Genomic DNA, 19,693 nt, shown 5'->3' with positions numbered 1-19,693 from the left:
TATACCATAAATTACGCAATCCCTGATATTGAATCTTATCATATCCCTGGTTTTATTACGCTTCTATTCTCAAGCGCTTACGGGCTTTATGCCTTTAAAAAATATCTAAAATGGTTTATTGCTATACCGTTGATTTTGATATTCGCCCTGGTCAATTATCCTTCCTGCACTTTAAAAGACAATACCTTTGCCCTTGATTATTGCCTCGCCCATATTTCCCAATTACCAAAAAAAAGCCTTTTGATTTGTTCGTATTGGGACATATATTCTCCCACCATTTATTTGCGCAAAGTAAAAAATATATATAAGGACTTTGTAATAATTGACAAGGAACTCCTTAGAAGAACCTGGTATATAAAATATTTGAAAAATGAATACCCTGAATTCTATAATTCTGCCCAACAGGAAATAAACGATTATTTAACTGAACTTTATAAATTTGAATACAATAAATCTTATGATCCACGCATTATACAGCAAAAGTATATAAAGATGCTGGAAAGATTTGTAGAAATCAAAGAAACAACCGGAGTATATTTTGCCCTCCCCTTCCCTGACTACGATTTAAATTCTGTTAAGCCTGATTATTATCGCATTCCTTATGGTTTGAATTATCTCATTACGAAAGAAATTCAACCCGCATCCTTTGATTTCTCAAAATTGAAGATTAATCATCCAAAATTTATAAATGATCCCCGCCTAAAATTCAATATTGAAGCAGTAAAAAGAATGATAGTTAACAATATCAATTATCTCACAAAGACAAATAGAATAAACGAAGCTGAACTGGCAAAGATGTGGCTAAATGACTTTTCACAGTATAGATAAACTTTATAGCACGATAGTGCGTCATATCTATATGATGAGAAAATTTATTTTTTTTATAATCGCTATTTTTTTTGCCGAGCACGTTTTATATGCCCAGGCAAGATTTAATAATGGTCCTGGAAAAATAACAGGCATTGTCGTGGAAGCCACTACTGAACAGCCGATTGAATTGGCAAATGTAATCATATATGACAAAAACCATAAACAGTTAAACGGTACCGCCACAAATGAAACCGGTAGATTTTTCCTAACCGGTATGAATCCCGGTGATTACATTATTGAAATAACTTTTGTCGGTTTTGAAACAAAAACCGACACCATTCACATAACTCCTGATAATCCTTTTTTAAACCTCGGGGTTATAAAACTTGAACAAAAACCAATAACAATTGAAGGAGTTGAGGTTACCGCCGAAAAACCGCCGATTGAATTTAAAATTGACAAAAAGGTTATTAATGTAAAAGAACACTACGCGAGTCAATCCGGCACTGCTGTTGATGTACTTGAGAATGTTCCTTCTATATCAGTTGATGTTGAAAGAAATGTAAGTCTGCGTGGCAGTACGAATTTCAGAGTTTTGATCGATAATAGACCATCAATCCTTGAACCAAGCGATGCCCTCCAGCAGATTCCAGCAAGTACGATTGACCGAATAGAAATAATAACAAATCCATCTGCCCGTTACGACCCAGAAGGACTTGCCGGGATAATAAATGTAATAACAAAAAAGAATATTCAATCAGGCATAAATGGTATTGCAAATCTAAATCTTGGCCTTGAGCAAAAATATTCAGGTGATTTTTTATTGAATTATCGTTACAAAAAATTTCGAACATTTTTTGGTTTTGATTACAACAATTTCAGGTTTCCGGGAACAGAAATTGAAAATAGAGAAACGAAAAACCAGGATACTACATTTTATTCATTAACCCAGGGAAGCAGTTCCTGGTTAAGAAAATTTTATGGGTTTAAATTCGGCACTGAATATATAATAACTTCAAAAGCCAAAGCAAGCATAAACATTGAATTGAGAAAAAGGGGTATGGAGCGTTCCTCTGCTCAAGAACTTATTAAATGGTCAATACCTGGAGACACAACAATCTTTTTACGCAATAACCAGACTGAACGCGGGGGGCTAATGTATGGAATAAATTCAGACTATCTGGTAAATTTTAAGAAAGACCAGAAACTATCTACCCGTCTCTCCGTCCATATCAACAATGGTGAAGACAAATCAACAAATGAACTAAACACCCAAGATTCCCAAATTTATAATGGATGGCGGTCTATAGAAAAAGGTCCAATGAAAAGGTTCCTTTTCAACCTTGATTATACACAGCCTGCAAATCTATTTGGTGCAACAAATGGGAAAATAGAAGCTGGGGCACAAACAACGATCGATCTATCCAATGGTGGCCAGGATGTATATCTTTACGATACACTAATCCAAGAATATGTCTACAAACCAGAATTCAGTCATCTTGCCGATTTTATTCATAATATTTATGCATTTTATTCCACCTATAGCGGTGAAATAAAAAATTTCGGCTATCAAACTGGAATTAGAGGGGAATACACATACCGATTTCTTGAATTAACCGGAACCAACCAGAATATAAATATCAAAAGATTAGATATATTCCCCACCTTGCACTTTTCTTATAAAATCCCACCATTTGATCAAATTATGTGTAGTTATACCCGCCGTGTGAACCGACCGAGAAACTTTGACCTTGAACCATTTGAAATTAGACGCGACCCATATTCAATCCACAGAGGCAATCCAGCACTTCTCCCAGAATTTGTTGATGCCTTGGAACTCGGTTATCAAAGGCAGTGGAGTGGTTTTTTGTTCTCTATTGATGGATACTACAGATTGACCAATAACAAAATTGAATATATTACACAAATTTACCGGGGGGATACAATATTATCAACGGTTGAAAATATAGGAAAAGATTATGCCTATGGTATTGAACCAACATTAGATATGAGAATCTTCAAATGGTTAAATATCAATCTTTCAGCAGATATCTATGGGCACCGAATTGAAGGAACAATAGATAATAGTGTATTTTCTCGGGAAAGCCGAACCTGGAGTTTACGCAATATGAATTCCATTATATTATCAAAAGGAACAAGATTGCAAATAACCGGTATATATCATGGTCCTGAAATTATGGCACAGGGTGAGAGAAATTCATTTTTTATTGTTAATGGTGGAATAAGGCAGGAAATCATACCTCGTTCTTTAAATCTCACACTCCAGGTGCGTGATATATTTAGCACCGGCAAATTTGAAAATATATCAGAAGGTTCAAATTTTTATATCCATCAAGAACATAAAAGAAAATCACCAACAATAATTTTGGGATTCAATTACAATTTCAATAATTACCGTGCCGAACCAAAAAAATATGATGCGGGAGAAGATTTTGAGGATATGGAAAATAATAATTTCTGAATTGATTTTTTAAAATATTTCAATATAATTATGTTATGCACATACTTGTATGCGATGATGAAGATTTCCAGCGTGAGCTGCTTGCGGGATTTTTGAAAAATCTTGGGCATTCCGTCACAACCGCTGCCCACGGTAAAGAAGCTATAGAAAAAAGCCGCACCTTAAGCTTTGACCTTGCCATTCTTGATTTGAAAATGCCCGAGATTGATGGAATTGAAACAATGCGCCAGATGAAATCCATTGATCCCCAGACACATTTTATTATCCTTACCGGGTTTGGAACAATTGAGTCTGCAGTCCAGGCAATAAAATTGGGTGCCTATGATTATTTAAATAAACCGATCGACCTTAATAAACTGGAAATGTTGATAAAAAGAATTTATGAAGAACAGATTACCCAGCAGGAAATTGCGGTATTGAAAGAACAGATTGAAGAAAGATTTAATTTTGACGAGTTTGTTGGAGAAAGTCCAAAAATGAAAGAAATACTATCGCTCATTCCAAGAATTGCCCGTTCTGACGCGTCGGTTTTGATTTTAGGCGAATCAGGGACTGGCAAAGAATTGATTGCCCGACTCATACATGAAGCAAGCTCGAGGAAAAATCGCAATTTTATTCCAATATCCTGTGCGGCACTTCCAGAGACATTGATTGAAAGCGAACTCTTCGGTTATGAACGGGGGGCATTCTCTGGTGCGGAAAAGAGGAAATTTGGAAAATTTGAACTCGCTGATAAAGGAACATTATTCCTTGATGAAATTGGTGATCTACCATTGACAGTCCAGGTAAAACTCCTTCGGGTACTGCAGGAATTTACATTTGAAAGATTGGGCAGTAATGTTCCGATAAAAGTAGATGTAAGACTTATCTGTGCGACAAATCAGGATTTAAAGCAAAAGATTTCTGAAGGTAAATTCCGCGAAGACCTTTATTACCGAATAAATGTTGTTACGATAAATATCCCACCATTGCGCGAAAGAAAAGAAGATATAAAACCACTTGTTGACCATTTTCTTAAAAAATTTGCAAAGCTGGGACGCAAACCCGTAAAGGGGATAACAAAAGAAGCATTGAATAATCTGTTAAGATATGATTGGCCAGGAAATGTTCGGGAATTGGAAAATGTGATTGAAAGGGCACTCGTGCTCAGCCGGGGTGAATTAATAGGTCCTGAAGATGTTCCATTGCAATCACAAGAAAGTGCAAAAACAACCGATTCTGATTTACTCGCTGAGGTAGAAAAAAATCACATCACAAAAATACTTGAAAAAACTAATTGGAACCTCTCTGAGGCCGCAAGAAAACTCGGGATTCATAGAAATACCCTGAGATTAAAAATAAAAGAATTCAATCTCAAAGAACCAGAAAAGAAAAAGACTTGACTTTGAATGTTTTTTAATTATACTTGAAGGCATGGATACAAAATATATATTCGTCACAGGAGGTGTTGTTTCGTCGCTGGGTAAAGGCGTCGCAACTGCATCTATTGGATTGCTATTGAAATCATACGGGCTCAAAGTAACACTCCAGAAAATAGATCCTTATATAAATGTTGATCCGGGCACAATGAATCCTTATCAACATGGTGAAGTATTCGTTACTGCTGATGGTGCAGAGTGCGACCTTGATTTAGGACACTACGAAAGATTTTTAGACGAACATCTAACCCGTGAAAACAACATAACAACAGGACAGGTATATTTTTCAGTTATCACTAAAGAGAGACGTGGAGAATATCTGGGAAAAACGGTTCAGGTGGTTCCACACATAACTGACGAAATAAAAACAAGGATTAAAAAACTTGCCACCCAGAATAAGGTTGATGTTGTCATAACAGAGATTGGGGGCACGGTTGGCGATATTGAAAGTCAACCATTTCTTGAAGCAGCAAGACAGATGAGGATTGACCTCGGCAGAAACAATGTCTTATATATTCATTTAACATTAGTCCCTTTTATAAAAACTACCCGCGAATTCAAAACCAAACCAACCCAGCATTCTGTTAGAACTTTATTATCTATGGGTATTCAGCCTGACATCCTATTATGTAGAAGTGATTCCTGGTTAGGAGAAGAAGAAAGACGAAAAATATCTTTATTCTGCAATGTTCCAACAAATGCAGTGATTGATGCGGTTGATGTAGAATGCATATATGAAATTCCATTAATATTTCATCAACAGAAACTTGACCGCCTGATACTTGATTATCTGGGACTGGAAAGAAAAGAATATGACCTCACTGAATGGCAGATATTTGTGGAGAAGGCAAAAAATCCTCTCAAAACCGTGGAAATAGCAATATGCGGTAAATATGTAGAATTAAGAGATGCCTATAAAAGCATTATTGAAGCCCTATATCATGCTGCGGTCGCAAATGATGCAAGACTGAAGATCAAATGGGTAGATACAGACAGAATTGATGATGTAACACTTTCCAATACACTTGCTTATGTTGATGGAATCCTTATCCCGGGCGGTTTTGGTATGAGAGGAGTTGAAGGTAAGGTAAGGGTTGTTAAATACGCAAGAGAGAATAAAAAACCATTTTTTGGGATCTGTCTGGGCATGCAGTGTATGGTTATTGAATTCGCAAGGAATGTCTGTAACTTAAAAGGTGCAAACTCAACCGAGTTTGACGACAAGACGGATTATCCGGTCATTGACCTTTTGCCTGAACAAAAAAAGATAAAAGATATGGGTGGAACGATGCGTTTAGGAAACTGGCCCTGTCAGATTGAACCAAAGACACTCGCCCACAAGATATACAAAAAAGAACTCATTGAAGAAAGACACAGACACCGATATGAAGTAAATCCTAAATTTTTCAAAATCCTTAATGAAAAAGGGCTTGTTTTCTCTGGTAAATCACCTGATGGCAGACTGGTGGAGATCGCTGAGATAAAAGACCATCCATTCTTCATTGGGACACAATTCCATCCGGAATTCACTTCAAGGCCACTTTTGCCCAATCCCATCTTTTATCATTTTATTGAAACTTCATTGAAAAATAAGTAATAAAGTGCGGTTTTTTTTAAAAACTTTAATTTTTCTAACACTGGTCAATATGTACTGGTTGAATACTGCCCGTAGAATGCGCATTAAAAAAAGGTTGGGAAAAAATATCCAATTGAGTCTTAAAACGATTGCCCAGAACCTCAGTTTAATGATTGCTCCGGAAAAGAAATTCAGACTTGAAGGAAGAATTGAATCATTAAAAAATGGTGCTATCCTTTATTCTATCCATTTTGGAATCTGGGAATTGATGCCCCAAATTTTAAAAAATTTTTTAAACAAAAAGGTTGGAATACTTGTTGAACGTTATACTGATAATAATCCGCCCTTGATTGGCAAAATAATGGACCGAATCTTCTATCTGATGCGTTCAAAAAATGATGTAATAATTTTTTATCCTGATGAAGTTTTTAAGATAACAAGATTTATAAAAGAAGGCGGGATATTTTCTGCCTTGGTGGATGGCAATAAAATTTTTGCCAAATTACCGAAGATTGAAAAACTCGCTCGAATATGCAATATTCCTTTAATCCCTTTTGCCGTATATTATGAAAAAGGCGATACTGTAATGGAAATAGGTTGTGACCTCAATAAAATTGTAACAAAAAGACCATATGACTATTGGTGGTTTTATAAATCGCGGAAAAGGTAATGTTATAATGAAAAGAATCTTTATCTTTTTGCTATTTATTTTTCTTGGCTGTGAAGAAGAAACCATCAAAGAAAATATAGAAAAACATATTCCTCGTATAACACTTGAGAATTTTACACTTATTGAAACATCCGAGGGAAAGAAAAAATGGAATCTCACTGCATTATCAGCCTATGTCTATGAAGAGGTAATAAATGTGGAAAGTGTTAAAATAAAATTCTTTAACGAACAGGAAAATGAATATGCCTGGCTAAAAGGCAACAGAGGGCAACTGAATATTAAAAACCACAATATCATTGTGCGTGACAGTGTACTTTTGATAACTGAAGATTCCACCGAACTTTATACTGATTCGTTATTCTGGCAAAATGACCTTCAGATAATTATTACCGATGCAAGGGTAAAGATTATAAAAAAAGATAGTACGGTGATTGAAGGAAATGGGTTAAAGACAACCCCGGATTTAGAAAAGATTGAGATCATCGGTGACATTAAGGGTGTTTCACCGATTAAATTTCCTAAGATAAAATGATATTTTTAATTTCACTTTTGGCAGTTACACCATTCAAGGCAGACCGGGTTGAGATTTTGAATCAAAGTGGGGAAAGAATAGTCTATTTACTGGGTAATGTTGAAATTGAGCAAGAAAAAACAATAATTCAATGTCTTGAGGCACAATTAAATGAAACCAGGGGTTATGTTTTTTTAAAAGATAATGTTTTCATAAAAGATGAAAATGGAGAAATAAAAGCAAATAGTGCAATCTATTTTTTTGATAAAAAATTCAGTGTACTCACTGGTGATGTAAAACTAATCTCAGAAAATGAGATAATCTCTGCGGATTCCTTAGAATACGAAGGCGAAAAACGGATTGTAAGAATGTTTAAAAACGTTATGCTGGAAGACACAAAAAACAAAGTTATCTCCCATGGCGAAGAAGGTTTTTATGATTTAAATGCAGAGATTGGAAGTCTTAAAGAAGAGTCAAGAATCAAAATTAGTAGAGCAGATAAAATGCCAATCACTATCTTGGCAAGAGAATTTTTGTTGAAGAACAAAGAAAACCTTTGTTTTGGATATGATTCAGTTGTTGTATTTATTGATAGCATAACAATTTATTGTGATACATTATCCTATGATTTTAAAAAAGAAACAGGATATATGATCAGACCGTCGGTCTTTGAAAAGAATAATGAATTAAAAGGCATCAATGGAGAATTTGGCTTGAGCAATAAAAATGTTGATTATTTCAAGGTCTCCTCAGGGATTGCCAGTTACTGGACGAATGAAGGCTCACACAATGTAATTGAAGGAGAAAGTATAAATATTCTTTTTCAAGAAGGCAGGGCATTCAGGGTTAAAGTAGAAGGAAATCCTAAGGGGAAGCTTTACTTAAAGGGGCAAAAAGAAAATGCTGGAGACTAAAGAACTAACAAAAATTTTCGGGAAGAGGACTGTCGTAAATAAGGTTGATATAAAGATAAACCCTGGAGAAATCATTGGTTTGCTCGGTCCAAATGGCGCAGGCAAAACAACGACTTTTAATATGATTGTAGGATTAATATTACCTGATATGGGGGAAATTCTGCTTGATGAAAACAGGATTACTGACCTGCCAATGTTTAAAAGGGCACGGTTGGGTATTTCTTTTTTATGCCAGGAATCAAGTGTGTTTAGAAAACTAAGTGTGATTGATAACCTGGTAGCAATATATGAAATTCTTGGTGAAAAGACAAGCGAGGCAAAACAAAAGGCAATTAAGATGCTTGAGGAATTCAATCTAATGGGGTTGAAAGACCAAAAGGCATATACGCTTTCTGGTGGAGAAAGGAGAAGGGTTGAAATTGCCCGGGCATTGATAAGCAAACCAAAGTATCTACTACTTGATGAACCATTCACAGGTATTGACCCGATCGCCCGTGCGGAACTCCAGGAAATAATTGTTAATTTGAAAAATAAAGGTATAGGTATTTTAATTTCTGATCACAATGTTAGAGAAACACTTGAAATCACAGACCGTGCCTACCTTATATATGATTCAAAAATTCTTTTATCAGGAGATGCACAAACTCTTATTAATGACCCCAAGGCGAGAGAACTTTATCTCGGGTGGAAATTTAAAATTTAAAATTAGTAAGCATAGCTCTAACTTTTTAGTATCTTAGAAATAAGCGAAAATTGTTAGTTTATTATTTTAACGGATAATGATATTTGCCTTTTTCCCATAAATATATCTGTCTTTTACCTTCTTCACTCCTGTTACGATAAATGAATTTCAATTCTCTCATTTCATCAATTTCTATTCTGTAGTTATTTTTGAAAAACGGGATAAATTCGTTTTTTACAAGCAAGCGGAAATTTTCAATTGCCTTCTGGGCATCGTCAGCTTTTTCTTTCATACCATATAATTCAATAACAATTACAGAATCAGAGCGGTCAAAGAAACTATAAAGATAGATATCAAATTGAGCCAGTGGATACTGCCAGGCGGCATAAGCATACTGATTTAACTGAATTGATGCCATATCACCTTTACTCAGTGCCAGGAGTTCACTGAGATTACTTGAATAACCAGTAATTACCAAGATAACTGCTAAAATTTTAGCTTTTAATTTTACCATTTCGTCCATAAGTTCTCCTTTTGCTAATTATTTATATTTTTTTACCAAAATCAAGGGGAATTTGGAATTTATAGAATTTAAATGATAAATATTTAAAATTTGTTGACTTTAGATTAATTTTGATTATAATTGGATGTGTTTAACGATCCAGTCTTCACCATAACATCACCAACTAATAATTTTGGTCAATTTTTTTTAATTTCTTCAGGTGAAGTAGAGAAATTATTTTATATGCTCAGTTTAAATAGGAGGCTGAGTGATAAAACCAAGAGAATTTATTGAAAAAATAAGACCTTACAAACCCGGCAAACCAATAGAGGAAGTTGTTCGGGAATTAAATTTGAAATGTAAAGTCATAAAATTGGCTTCCAATGAAAATCCACTTGGAACTTCTCCGCTGGCAATCAAGGCTATGCGCAAGGCATTAAGAGAAACTTTCCTTTATCCTGACGACAATTGTTTTTATCTTAAAAATGTTTTAGCACAGAAACTCACTGTCAACCCTGATGAAATTATTGTGGGTAATGGCTCCGTAGAAATAATCCCTTTGATTGCCCTTGCCTACCTTGGCCCCGAAGATAGTGCAATTGTTGGTAAAGGTGCATTCATCTGGTATAAAATAGCAGTAAATATTGCAGGTGCCCAATTAATTGAAACTCCGATGAATAATTACAAGCACGATTTGAAGGCAATGATGAATGCAATTCAGAAAAATACAAAACTGGTTTTTATAGATAACCCCAATAATCCTACCGGCACCATTGTGTCAAAAAAGGAATTAGAAGAATTTTTAAACCAAATCCCCGATAATATTCTTGTCGTTATGGATGAGGCGTATCGCGAATATATTGATGACCCAGATTATCCTAATTCTATTGATATTTTTAGAAAAAGGAAAAATATTCTAATCTTACGAACCTTTTCAAAGATCTATGGGCTCGCTGGAATTCGTCTGGGTTATGGCTTAGCACAAAAAGAAATTATTACAAATCTTATGAAATTAAGAATCAATTTTAATGTCAATAGAGTATCACAGGCCGGTGGTATTGCTGCACTGGATGATGATGAGTTCGTAAGAAAATCAAAAATGGTAAATAATGAAGGAAAAAAATTTCTATATGATGCTTACAAGAAACTTGGACTTTTCTATATTCCTACCCACGGAAATTTTATCTTTGTTGATTTTCCCAAAGATAGTCAGATATTCTATGAGGCATTACTGAAAGAAGGGATAATTACAAGAACAATTAAAGAGTATGGTTTCCCCAATGCCCTTAGAATTACAATTGGGACAGAAAAACAAAACTACCGTTTGATAAAATCTTTGAAGAAGGTATTGTCTAAAATTTGACACGATACTCACTTAGTAATATTTAAAATGGGAGGTAACTGAATATGAGAAATTTTTCAGAACTTCTTGATTTTGCAAAAAACAAAGGTAAAAAAGTTTGTGTTGTCGTAAAAGCTGAAGATGAACCTGTGCTTGAAGGGATTAATTTAGCAATAAAACAGGGGTTGCTTGCGTATGTTTATCTGCTCGGTGCCCGAGAAACGATTAAAGAGCTATGTAAAAAGGTGGAGTTTGATTTAAAGAACACAGAAATAATAGATATCACAGAAGAACAGGAATGTCTCAAAACTGCTTTATCAATTGTAAAAGAGAAAGGCGATTTTTTAATGAAAGGGATGATCTCAACGAGCACATTTTTAAAAGGTGTTCTGGACAAAGAATATGGATTAAGAACTGGAAAAGTTCTAAGTCATATCGCAGTCCTTGAAATTCCCGGTTATCACAAATTATTATTCATGTCTGACGGCGGGATGAATCCAAAACTGGAATTAAAAACCAGGGTAGATATAATAAATAATGCGTTATGGTTGATGAATGGCTTGGGGATACAAAAACCAAAGATTGCGCTTGTTGCAGCAAGTGAAGCAGTCCACCCGGATATGCCTGAAACGGTTGACGCAACAAAGATTGTTGAAATGAATAAGAATGGTGAATTTCCCAATGCAATAATTGAAGGTCCTTTTGGCTTTGATGTTGCAGTTTCAAAAGAGGCAGCCGCGCACAAAAAAATAAAAAGTGAAATCTCTGGTGATGTTGATTTTATCCTGATGCCGAATATCTCAGCCGGAAATATCTGGGCAAAAGGATTGATATATTTTGCCAGGGCAAAGGCTGCCGGCATTGTTGCGGGTGCGAGTAAACCCGTCGTTTTACTCTCCCGTGCCGATGATGCAGAAACAAAGTTGAATTCCATTGCCCTCGGAGTCGCGGTTTCGTAATATTATATATTAGATTTCAAATTTTGACATTGCAGCTTATAAACCTTCTTTAACCAAAACCCGGCTCCAATTTCTTGGAATATACGCATTGCTTTTTGTAAATACTTATGCGCCGTTTTGGTTTCTCGACTTCTGTTACCTAATGAAAAAACCATCAACATTTCGCCATAATTTTCTGCAACCATAATTTTGAGCCAATCTTTGTAAATATATCTTTAGCCTTCCGTAAATAACTGTTTGCACTTTCCACCTCGCCCATTGCTTTTAGCCATTCACCATAATAATAATATGACTTTGCCAGTTCAAATAGCTGATGCAGTTCTTCAAAGATTTTAATTGCCTCTTTAAATTTTTTTGCTGCCTTTATTCTTATCTGCCCATCTCCTTTTTTCCTCATCTTTTTGTCTCCTGATATTCCCTGACTTGCACAAATCCTTGCCTTTAAAAGCAATGCCTCAGCCTTACCCAACTTTGATTTTAATTCTTCAGATAAACTAAGAGATTTTTCAACACGCTCCATTGCTTCTTCATTATTATTTTGCAAAACTTCAAGTTCTCCTAAAGAGATATATACTCGTCTTAACGATTCTTTTGACCCTACTTCCATCGCCTTCTTTTCTGCAATTACAAAATATTTTTTTGCTTTGCAATACTTTCCTTGCTCAAGATATACCCTACCAATATTGTTAAGAGTTATTATTTGACCACTAAGATCACAAATTTTTTTTCTGATTCTAAGTGACTCGGTAAGATATTTCTGCGCCGCACGGAAATTACCTAAATCTGTGTATAAAGAGCCAATATTGTTCATCCTCATTGCCTTATTTTGAATATTACCCGTTTTCTCGTCGATCTTGAGTGATCTAACAAAATATCTTAGTGCAATACGATAATCACCAATACTTCTTAATGCGATACCAATATTATTTAGGTCGATTGACTGATCCTGTATGTTCCCTATTTCCTCATCTATCTTTAAGGATCTTTGAAAATATTCAAGCGACTCTTGATAATCACCGAGTCTGTGGAATACATTGCCCATATTACTAAGACTTGTTGCTTGACCCTGTCGGTCACCTATCTCTTCACAAATTTTCAGAGTTTTTCGCAAATATTCAATCTCTTTACGATAATTGCCAATCCTATCATACATATAGCCAAGATTGTTCATAGTAGTTGCCAACCCTTTTCGGTTTCCTATTACCTTTTCAATTTTCAATGATCTTACAAGGTATTCTAGTGCTTTTGAATAATTGCCGAGATCATCAAAAGCAAGACCAATATTATTCAAAGTGCTTGCCTCGCCTCTTTTGTCTTTTATTTGTCTACACATTCTTAAAGATATAATGTAATGTGCAAGTGCCATCTTGTAATTGCCACGGATTTTGTAAACATATCCAATATTGTTGTAACAATCTGCTATTCCTTTTTTATCAGCAATTCTTTTATATTTTGAGAGGGCTTTTTTCGCGGAATTCAACATATCTTCATATCTGCTGATCCAACCATAAATTTCACTCATCAGTAAGAGACAATCCGCCTCAAATTTTCTGTTAACCATTGTTTTTGCGATACGCATACATTTATTTAGATCTTCCAGCGCCTCTCCATTTTTACCAGTTAGATTGAAAACCTCAGCGCGATGCATAAGAGATTTTGCTAAAAATTCGCTTCTCTTTTCAATATGAATAAGAAAATCTGTAGTATTCATTTCTGTTTATTCCTATTTTTTAATATTCTAATAAATCAAGCGATTAGAATTTTATTTTAATTTACCTTCAAGTTTTTCGTACGAATCTATTGCCCTTGTAAAGAATTCTATTGCTTCTTCATTGGCATAAACTTTTTTTGCCTTTTCACCTGCCTCAACCGAATAAAGCAATGATTTATCATAATTTTCACCCTGATAAAAATGATAGGAAAGCAAACCTAAAAACTCTTCTTTTCTCTCTTTCAATTCTTTTTCAATAAACTCACCAGTCCTGTTATGAAGTTCTTTTTTTCTGGCAAAAGACAATGTTCCATATGCGACTTCTTGAGTTAATATATGTTTAAATAAATATTTCACTTGTTTTCCGCCTTTTGCCTGTTTTATAAGATCGAAGCGCTCAAGATTGGAAAGTGCACTCTTCATTATTTTATGGTCGGGATATATTCCTTTAAGCAAAAACTCATCAAATTCTCTTCCTAAAACCGAAGCAACCTGGAGTACATCACGGTCCTTTAAGTCGAGCCTATCAATTCTTGATAATATGACTGCTTCAACCGTGTCTGGTAATTGTAATGTTTTTATATCACCCCTGAATACCCATCTTCCTTTTTCTTCAACAACATATCCTTGTTCAATCAGTGATTTTACCAACTCTTCAATATAGAATGGATTACCCTGTGATTTATTGACGATTATTTTTTTCAAATCGTCTGGTATCTCCCTTATGTTGAGCATATTGCTAACGAGCTCCAGACTTGACTCTTTTGAAAGTTCCTTTAGTAATAACTCGGTTGTCCATTCTTTTTCCAAAAATTCTTCTCTCTTCTTCAATGGACGATAAACAGCGGTAAATAGTATCGGTTTATCTTCAATATTTCTACCAATATAATTTAGAAGTTCTATCGAAACTGTATCAATCCAGTGTATATCTTCAAGTATAATGTTAACTGGCATTTTTTTAACAATAAATTTCAAAATATCAAAAACAATATCAAATACCCGCTGTTTTTTCAACTTTGCATCGAGAAACTTTGTAAGTGAAGTCTCAGGAAAAGAAACGCCAAGCACCTCTCCAATAACAGGCAACCAATCAATGAGTTTTTTGTCAACCGCTACTAACTCTTGCCTTATCTTCTTCTTTCTAATCTCAATTGAATCTTCAGGCAAAATGTTGAAAAATTCGTTGAGAATTTCAATCCAGGGATAGTATGAAAATGCACTCCCATAAGATATACAGCTTCCCTTAAGTATCTTAAACCCTTCTTTTTCTGATAATTTGATAACTTCCTGTACCAATCTTGATTTCCCAATACCCGGTTCTCCGGTTATACATAAAATTTGTCCCTTGCCCTCAGAACAATATTTAATCACCCTTCTGACCTCTTCAATTTCCTTTTCTCTACCTATAATCTTTTCGCTTTCTGATAGCCACCTGCTCAGCACATTTTTTCCGACCTGCTTCTTTCCGGCGAGTTTATAGGTCTTTATTTTTTTCTTTTTCCCCTTATATTCCTTTTCTCCAAGAAATTCATAATCAAAGAGAGCGAATGTCTTATTGAATATCGGTTCACTAACAACAATCGCTCTATTCTCTGCCTTTGCCCCGAGCCGGGCTGATAGATTTACCGCATCTCCGAGTGTGGCGTATTCCCTTCTTAACTGATTGCCAACAGGTGCCGCAAAGACTGACCCCGAATTTATTCCCGCTCTTAAATTCAATTTTTTTAAATCGGGATGATTTAATACCTCGTAGGCAAAAAGGACTGCCCTTTGTTCATCATCTTCGTAGGCAAAAGGAAAACCAAATACTACAAGTAATCTTTCACTATCTTTATAGATATCAATTGCATTTATCCAACCATCATATTTATCTACGATTGAACTTACAACCTTATAAAATTTTGTCATTATCTCTGCAGTTTTTGGGGTTTTCTTATCATAATTAATCCCTGAGAAATGCAAAAATACAACTGCTATCTTTCGGTGTTCCCCATCCTTGTGGTCAAAACTTGGTTTAAGTTCAATCCTTTTTAATAACCATTGAGGAATATAATTTTTGAGATTGGAAGCCTTATTTTTAATCTTATCCAAGTTCACACCGGAAGTGTGCTTTGGTTCGCTGGCTCTTTTCTTTGTCTTGACATACCGCCATACACCGTCCTTTTGTTTAAAAATTATATTATCAAGTTCATCTTTTATTTCCGTACTGACGACTATCTCGCCGGGTCCTGCGAGATCAATCATACTCATCAAATTATTTATCACTCTACCGCCCAGAAAAAAATTATTTTCCAAATCATGGAAATAAACCTGCCCTTTTTCAAGTCCGATATGGACTTTTATCCTGAATTTTCCAACCTTCGTTTCTGTCTGAGAATGTTTTTTTACAAATCCAAGGATTTCCTGTGCTGCACATATTGCGCATTCACTTGCTGAAAGACTATCATTACTTTCAGGAAAAAATGCGAGAAATGCGTCACCACCAAAACGATAAATATCGCCATCCCATTTGTATATAATTTTAATCAGCGGATCAAAAAATCGATTTATAATTTTATTTACTTCTTCGGAACCTTCCTTACCCAAATGTGCAAGTTTCTCACTCATTGAGGTAAAACCTGATATGTCAGCAAAAAGAAGGACAGCATTGAATTTTTCACTTATTTTATATTGTCCATTTAAAATCTTTGCCGTCACAAGTCTTTTTGGTAAAAAACTGGCTATTGCATCAGCAATATTTTTTTCTGTCTTCATATGTTTCTCACTCCCATTTGAGATTTTATTCAGTTTTTCTTAAAAATCAAGTGGATTTACTTTAGAGCCTTCCGCATTTTATAGGTTGATTTCTTTAGGTTCAATAAAACCTATTAGCAAAACCTATAGTGGCAGACCTTGTTCTGCTATTTAAAAGCTGAGTAAACTCGGCCAATACATTCTAAGTTGACTTTTTAATAAACAGGGATAAAATAAATTGCATTATGTTTGGTTTTAGATTCTTTCCAGAAATTGACCAGATATTTGAACAATTGAAGCATAAAAATTTTTTATCTGTTTCAGGTTTCGCTGGTTCAGCCCTATCAATCTTTATCATTGAACTTGCAAAAAAATTCAATCAGATAATCTATGTTACTAATAAAAACAATATAGAAAGATTCGGGCGGGAAATTGCTGAAATTTATCCTGATACTGCGATAATAGACGCTGATAATCCATTTTTTGAGCCCGTGCGTATAATTATCATAGATGAAGAATATTTAAATAAAAACCTGAAGGTAAAGAAAATATTTGAAATCGATACTGGAAAATCAATTGACCGCGATGATTTGATATCACGCCTTTCGGCAAGTGGGCTCCAACGTGAGGAACTTGTTGAAGAAGAAGGAGAATTTGCGGTGAGGGGTGGCATTATGGATATTTTCCTTCCAAATTCCGAACCATTTCGTATTGAATTTGAAGGTGATACAATCATTTCAATAAGAAAATTCAATCCTTTAACGCAACGTTCAGTTGAGACAATTACAAAATTTTCAGTAAAACTTGCCGTGCCTGATCTTTATACCACAATTTTAAATGCAATAAAAAGCGATGGAATAATCATTACTGAGAAACGAATTAAATTTGACTATCCGCAAATATTATTGGAATCACCAGCCGATTTTAATTTTTTTATGAGCCCTTCGCCGAAATATTTCGGGAATCTTCGACAATTACATTTTGATATAGAACAAAAGACTCACACATATAAATTTTTGATAAGAGAATCAATCATCTCCAATTTAGAATCAGTAATTGGACAAATTAATGCAACTGTTCTGCCTTTAAGAGAAGGTTTTGTTGATTTAAACAGAAAGATTATATATTTAACTGAATCGGACATTTATGGATATATACCAAGAAAGAAAACAAAGTTTAAAGGGCTTTTTATTGATGATCTCAAAGGACTAAAAATTGACGATTATGTTGTCCATAATGATTTTGGTATAGGTCAATTTAAGGGATTGTTTCCTATTGATTTTGAAGGGAAAAAAGTAGAATGTCTACGCATTGATTATGCTGGCGGTGATAAGGTTTATCTTCCGGTTGAAAGATTAAACCAACTTGAACGATACATAGGGAGTGAAGGGAAACCGCCAAAACTATCAAAAATCGGTAGCGAATTATGGCTTAAAACAAAAGAAAAGGTGAAAAAAGCGACCGAAGTTTTGGCAAGGGATTTAATGAATCTTTATGCACGCCGTCAGTTGAGTCAAGGTTTTGCCTTCTCAAAAGACGGTGCTGAGATGCGCGAACTTGAAGCAGGATTTCCATTTGAAGAAACCCCAGATCAAAAAAAGGCGATAGAGGATGTTAAAAAAGATTTGGAATCTCCCGAACCCATAGAGAGATTGATCTGCGGTGATGTGGGTTTCGGCAAAACTGAGATTGCAGTTCGAGCTGCATTTAAAGCTGCACTCGATTTTAAACAAACAATGGTGCTCTGTCCCACAACTATCCTTGCATTCCAGCATTACAATACTTTTATCAGAAGATTGAAAAATTTTCCGGTAAGGATTGAAATGGTTTCAAGATTCAAAAAGAAAACCGAATTGAAGAAAATTTTAAGAGATATAAGTGACGGCAAAATTGATATTGTCATCGGCACGCATCGCCTCCTTGCTCCAGATGTAGTATTTAAGGATATTGGTTTATTGGTTATTGATGAAGAGCAGAAATTCGGTGTATTGCAGAAAGAAAAAATGAAGAGATTAAAATCGGGAATAGATGTTATCTATCTCTCTGCCACACCAATACCAAGGACCCTTTATATGAGCTTGGTAGGGATAAAAAATATATCAGTCATATACACGCCTCCCATGGGTAGAAAAGAAATAATAACAAAGATAATCAATTTTGAGGACGATGAGATAAAAAAAATAATCAATTTTGAGTTAAACCGCGGGGGGCAGATCTTCTTTGTGCATAACCGTATTCAAACAATAGAAACCATAAAAGCACGCTTGCAAAAAATCCTTCCCACATTACGTATATGTCTGCTTCACGGGAAGGTCAAATCAAATATAAGCGAAAAAAAGATAATTGAATTTATTGAAGGGAAATATGACCTTCTTCTTTCCACAGCAATAATTGAATCGGGCATTGATATGCCCAGGGTCAATACAATTATCGTAAATGAAGCGGACAAATTTGGACTGGCTGATCTGCACCAATTAAGGGGCAGGGTAGGAAGGTCAGAAATACAGGGATACGCATATTTTATTGTCGCATCAAGAATTACGGACGAAGCCAAGAAGAGATTAAGTGCCCTGATTTCTTATACTACTCTGGGCTCAGGATTTAGACTGGCAATAAGGGATATGGAAATCCGTGGAGTTGGGAATATTTTGGGCAAAGAGCAATCGGGTTTTGTGAACGCCGTAGGTTATCATCATTACATAAAAATTTTAAATAATGTAATACAGGAATTAAAAGGCAGAGAACTTTCTTTTGAACCCGTATTGAATTTGAGAATTCCCGGCTATATTCCTGCAGATTATATTCCGAGTGCTTATGAAAGGACTGCAATTTATAAAAGGCTAATGGAAGTTCAATCCGAATATGAATTGAAAACCATAAAAGAAGAATTCATTGACCGTTTTGGTAAATATCCACAGACTGTTGAAAATTTATTTACAATTGCAAGGATAAGACTTCTTGCATTAAATCTTAATGCGAGTGAAGTTAACCAATTTAAAAACATCTTACAATTTTTCCATAAGGGTAACTTGATAAAAGAGTTACCGATAGATTCTATTTAGAAATATCTACCGTCGCAATCTCATTTTCAATCTTGTCCAGATGTAAAAGATCGCCAAGTTTCATAAATATCTCATTAGCCTTTAAAAAGAATTGTAACGCCTCTGGATATTTGTTCTGACTTTTATAGCATAAACCAAGCAAGTAATATATTTCAGCGGTGAACGAATTATCTTGTAATTTTACGATTATATTCAGAGCCTTATCATAATATTCCTGAGCACTTTTGAATGCCCTCAATGCACAAGATACCTTCCCCATATATATAAATGCATATATCCGTCGATTGACATCTGGGTCATTTTTTAACTCCTTAAATAGAT

16 protein-coding genes are annotated in these 19,693 nt (G+C 35.0%); 12 read left to right on the top strand and 4 right to left on the bottom strand.

The features are described 5' to 3' along the window. The 8 genes from ABIL69_10355 to lptB form a co-directional block, all read left to right on the top strand. Positions 1-828: hypothetical protein (locus tag ABIL69_10355; protein MEO0124388.1), on the top strand; the 828-nt coding region annotated here is incomplete at its 5' end. Continuing rightward, positions 806-3,292 carry a TonB-dependent receptor gene (locus ABIL69_10350; GenBank protein MEO0124387.1) on the top strand — a complete coding sequence of 829 codons (2,487 nt, stop codon included), beginning with the start codon at positions 806-808 and terminating at the stop codon, positions 3,290-3,292. The genes ABIL69_10355 and ABIL69_10350, both read left to right, overlap by 23 nt. Positions 3,293-3,327: 35 nt before the next feature. After that, positions 3,328-4,674, top strand: coding sequence for a sigma-54 dependent transcriptional regulator (locus ABIL69_10345; GenBank protein MEO0124386.1), 1,347 nt, complete (start codon positions 3,328-3,330; stop codon positions 4,672-4,674). 31 nt (positions 4,675-4,705) lie between these two features. Next, a complete protein-coding gene (locus tag ABIL69_10340) occupies positions 4,706-6,307 on the top strand; it encodes a CTP synthase (GenBank protein MEO0124385.1) in 1,602 nt (533 codons plus the stop codon). 49 nt (positions 6,308-6,356) lie between these two features. Then, complete coding sequence (locus ABIL69_10335; protein ID MEO0124384.1) at positions 6,357-6,956, top strand: hypothetical protein; 600 nt, start codon at positions 6,357-6,359, stop codon at positions 6,954-6,956. A 7-nt stretch (positions 6,957-6,963) separates the two neighbouring features. After that, a complete protein-coding gene (gene lptC / locus ABIL69_10330; GenBank protein MEO0124383.1) occupies positions 6,964-7,488 on the top strand; it encodes an LPS export ABC transporter periplasmic protein LptC in 525 nt (174 codons plus the stop codon). After that, positions 7,485-8,381: an LptA/OstA family protein gene (locus tag ABIL69_10325; GenBank protein MEO0124382.1), complete on the top strand. Its 897-nt coding sequence runs from the start codon at positions 7,485-7,487 to the stop codon at positions 8,379-8,381. Before lptC ends, ABIL69_10325 begins: the two co-directional genes overlap by 4 nt. Further along, complete coding sequence (lptB, locus tag ABIL69_10320; GenBank protein ID MEO0124381.1) at positions 8,368-9,084, top strand: LPS export ABC transporter ATP-binding protein; 717 nt, start codon at positions 8,368-8,370, stop codon at positions 9,082-9,084. The genes ABIL69_10325 and lptB overlap by 14 nt, the downstream gene beginning before the upstream one ends. A gap of 61 nt (positions 9,085-9,145) precedes the next feature. On the opposite strand, the gene ABIL69_10315 is transcribed toward lptB, so the two are convergent. Beyond that, positions 9,146-9,586, bottom strand: coding sequence for a hypothetical protein (locus ABIL69_10315; GenBank protein ID MEO0124380.1), 441 nt, complete (start codon positions 9,584-9,586; stop codon positions 9,146-9,148). A gap of 126 nt (positions 9,587-9,712) precedes the next feature. Here ABIL69_10315 and ABIL69_10310 point away from each other — a divergent pair, with 126 nt between their 5' ends. The 3 genes from ABIL69_10310 to ABIL69_10300 are packed head-to-tail and all read left to right on the top strand — an operon-like array spanning position 9,713 to position 11,866. Next, positions 9,713-9,859, top strand: a complete 147-nt coding sequence (locus tag ABIL69_10310) for a hypothetical protein (protein MEO0124379.1) — start codon at positions 9,713-9,715, stop codon at positions 9,857-9,859. Beyond that, on the top strand, positions 9,834-10,928 hold the full coding sequence (hisC, locus tag ABIL69_10305; GenBank protein MEO0124378.1) for a histidinol-phosphate transaminase: 1,095 nt from the start codon (positions 9,834-9,836) through the stop codon (positions 10,926-10,928). The genes ABIL69_10310 and hisC overlap by 26 nt, the downstream gene beginning before the upstream one ends. Before the next feature lie 44 nt (positions 10,929-10,972). Then, positions 10,973-11,866 (top strand): phosphate acyltransferase, encoded by an 894-nt coding sequence (locus ABIL69_10300; GenBank protein MEO0124377.1) that lies wholly within the window; start codon positions 10,973-10,975, stop codon positions 11,864-11,866. Positions 11,867-12,020: 154 nt separating this feature from the next. Here the strand turns inward: ABIL69_10300 and ABIL69_10295 are convergent, their stop codons facing one another. Continuing rightward, on the bottom strand, positions 12,021-13,577 hold the full coding sequence (locus ABIL69_10295; protein MEO0124376.1) for a tetratricopeptide repeat protein: 1,557 nt from the start codon (positions 13,575-13,577) through the stop codon (positions 12,021-12,023). A 51-nt stretch (positions 13,578-13,628) separates the two neighbouring features. Next, positions 13,629-16,331: an adenylate/guanylate cyclase domain-containing protein gene (locus ABIL69_10290; protein MEO0124375.1), complete on the bottom strand. Its 2,703-nt coding sequence runs from the start codon at positions 16,329-16,331 to the stop codon at positions 13,629-13,631. A 224-nt stretch (positions 16,332-16,555) separates the two neighbouring features. Here ABIL69_10290 and mfd point away from each other — a divergent pair, with 224 nt between their 5' ends. Beyond that, positions 16,556-19,372 carry a transcription-repair coupling factor gene (gene mfd / locus ABIL69_10285; GenBank protein ID MEO0124374.1) on the top strand — a complete coding sequence of 939 codons (2,817 nt, stop codon included), beginning with the start codon at positions 16,556-16,558 and terminating at the stop codon, positions 19,370-19,372. Here the strand turns inward: mfd and ABIL69_10280 are convergent. Further along, positions 19,365-19,693: tetratricopeptide repeat protein (locus ABIL69_10280; GenBank protein MEO0124373.1), on the bottom strand; the 329-nt coding region annotated here is incomplete at its 5' end. The genes mfd and ABIL69_10280 overlap by 8 nt on opposite strands.

The organism is candidate division WOR-3 bacterium, from assembly GCA_039802005.1.
Taxonomy (GTDB): Bacteria; Hydrothermota; Tepidihabitantia; order SM23-42; family JAOAFX01; genus JAOAFX01.
Note: the sequence above shows the minus strand (reverse complement) of the source record. Positions and strands in the feature narration are given on the sequence as shown.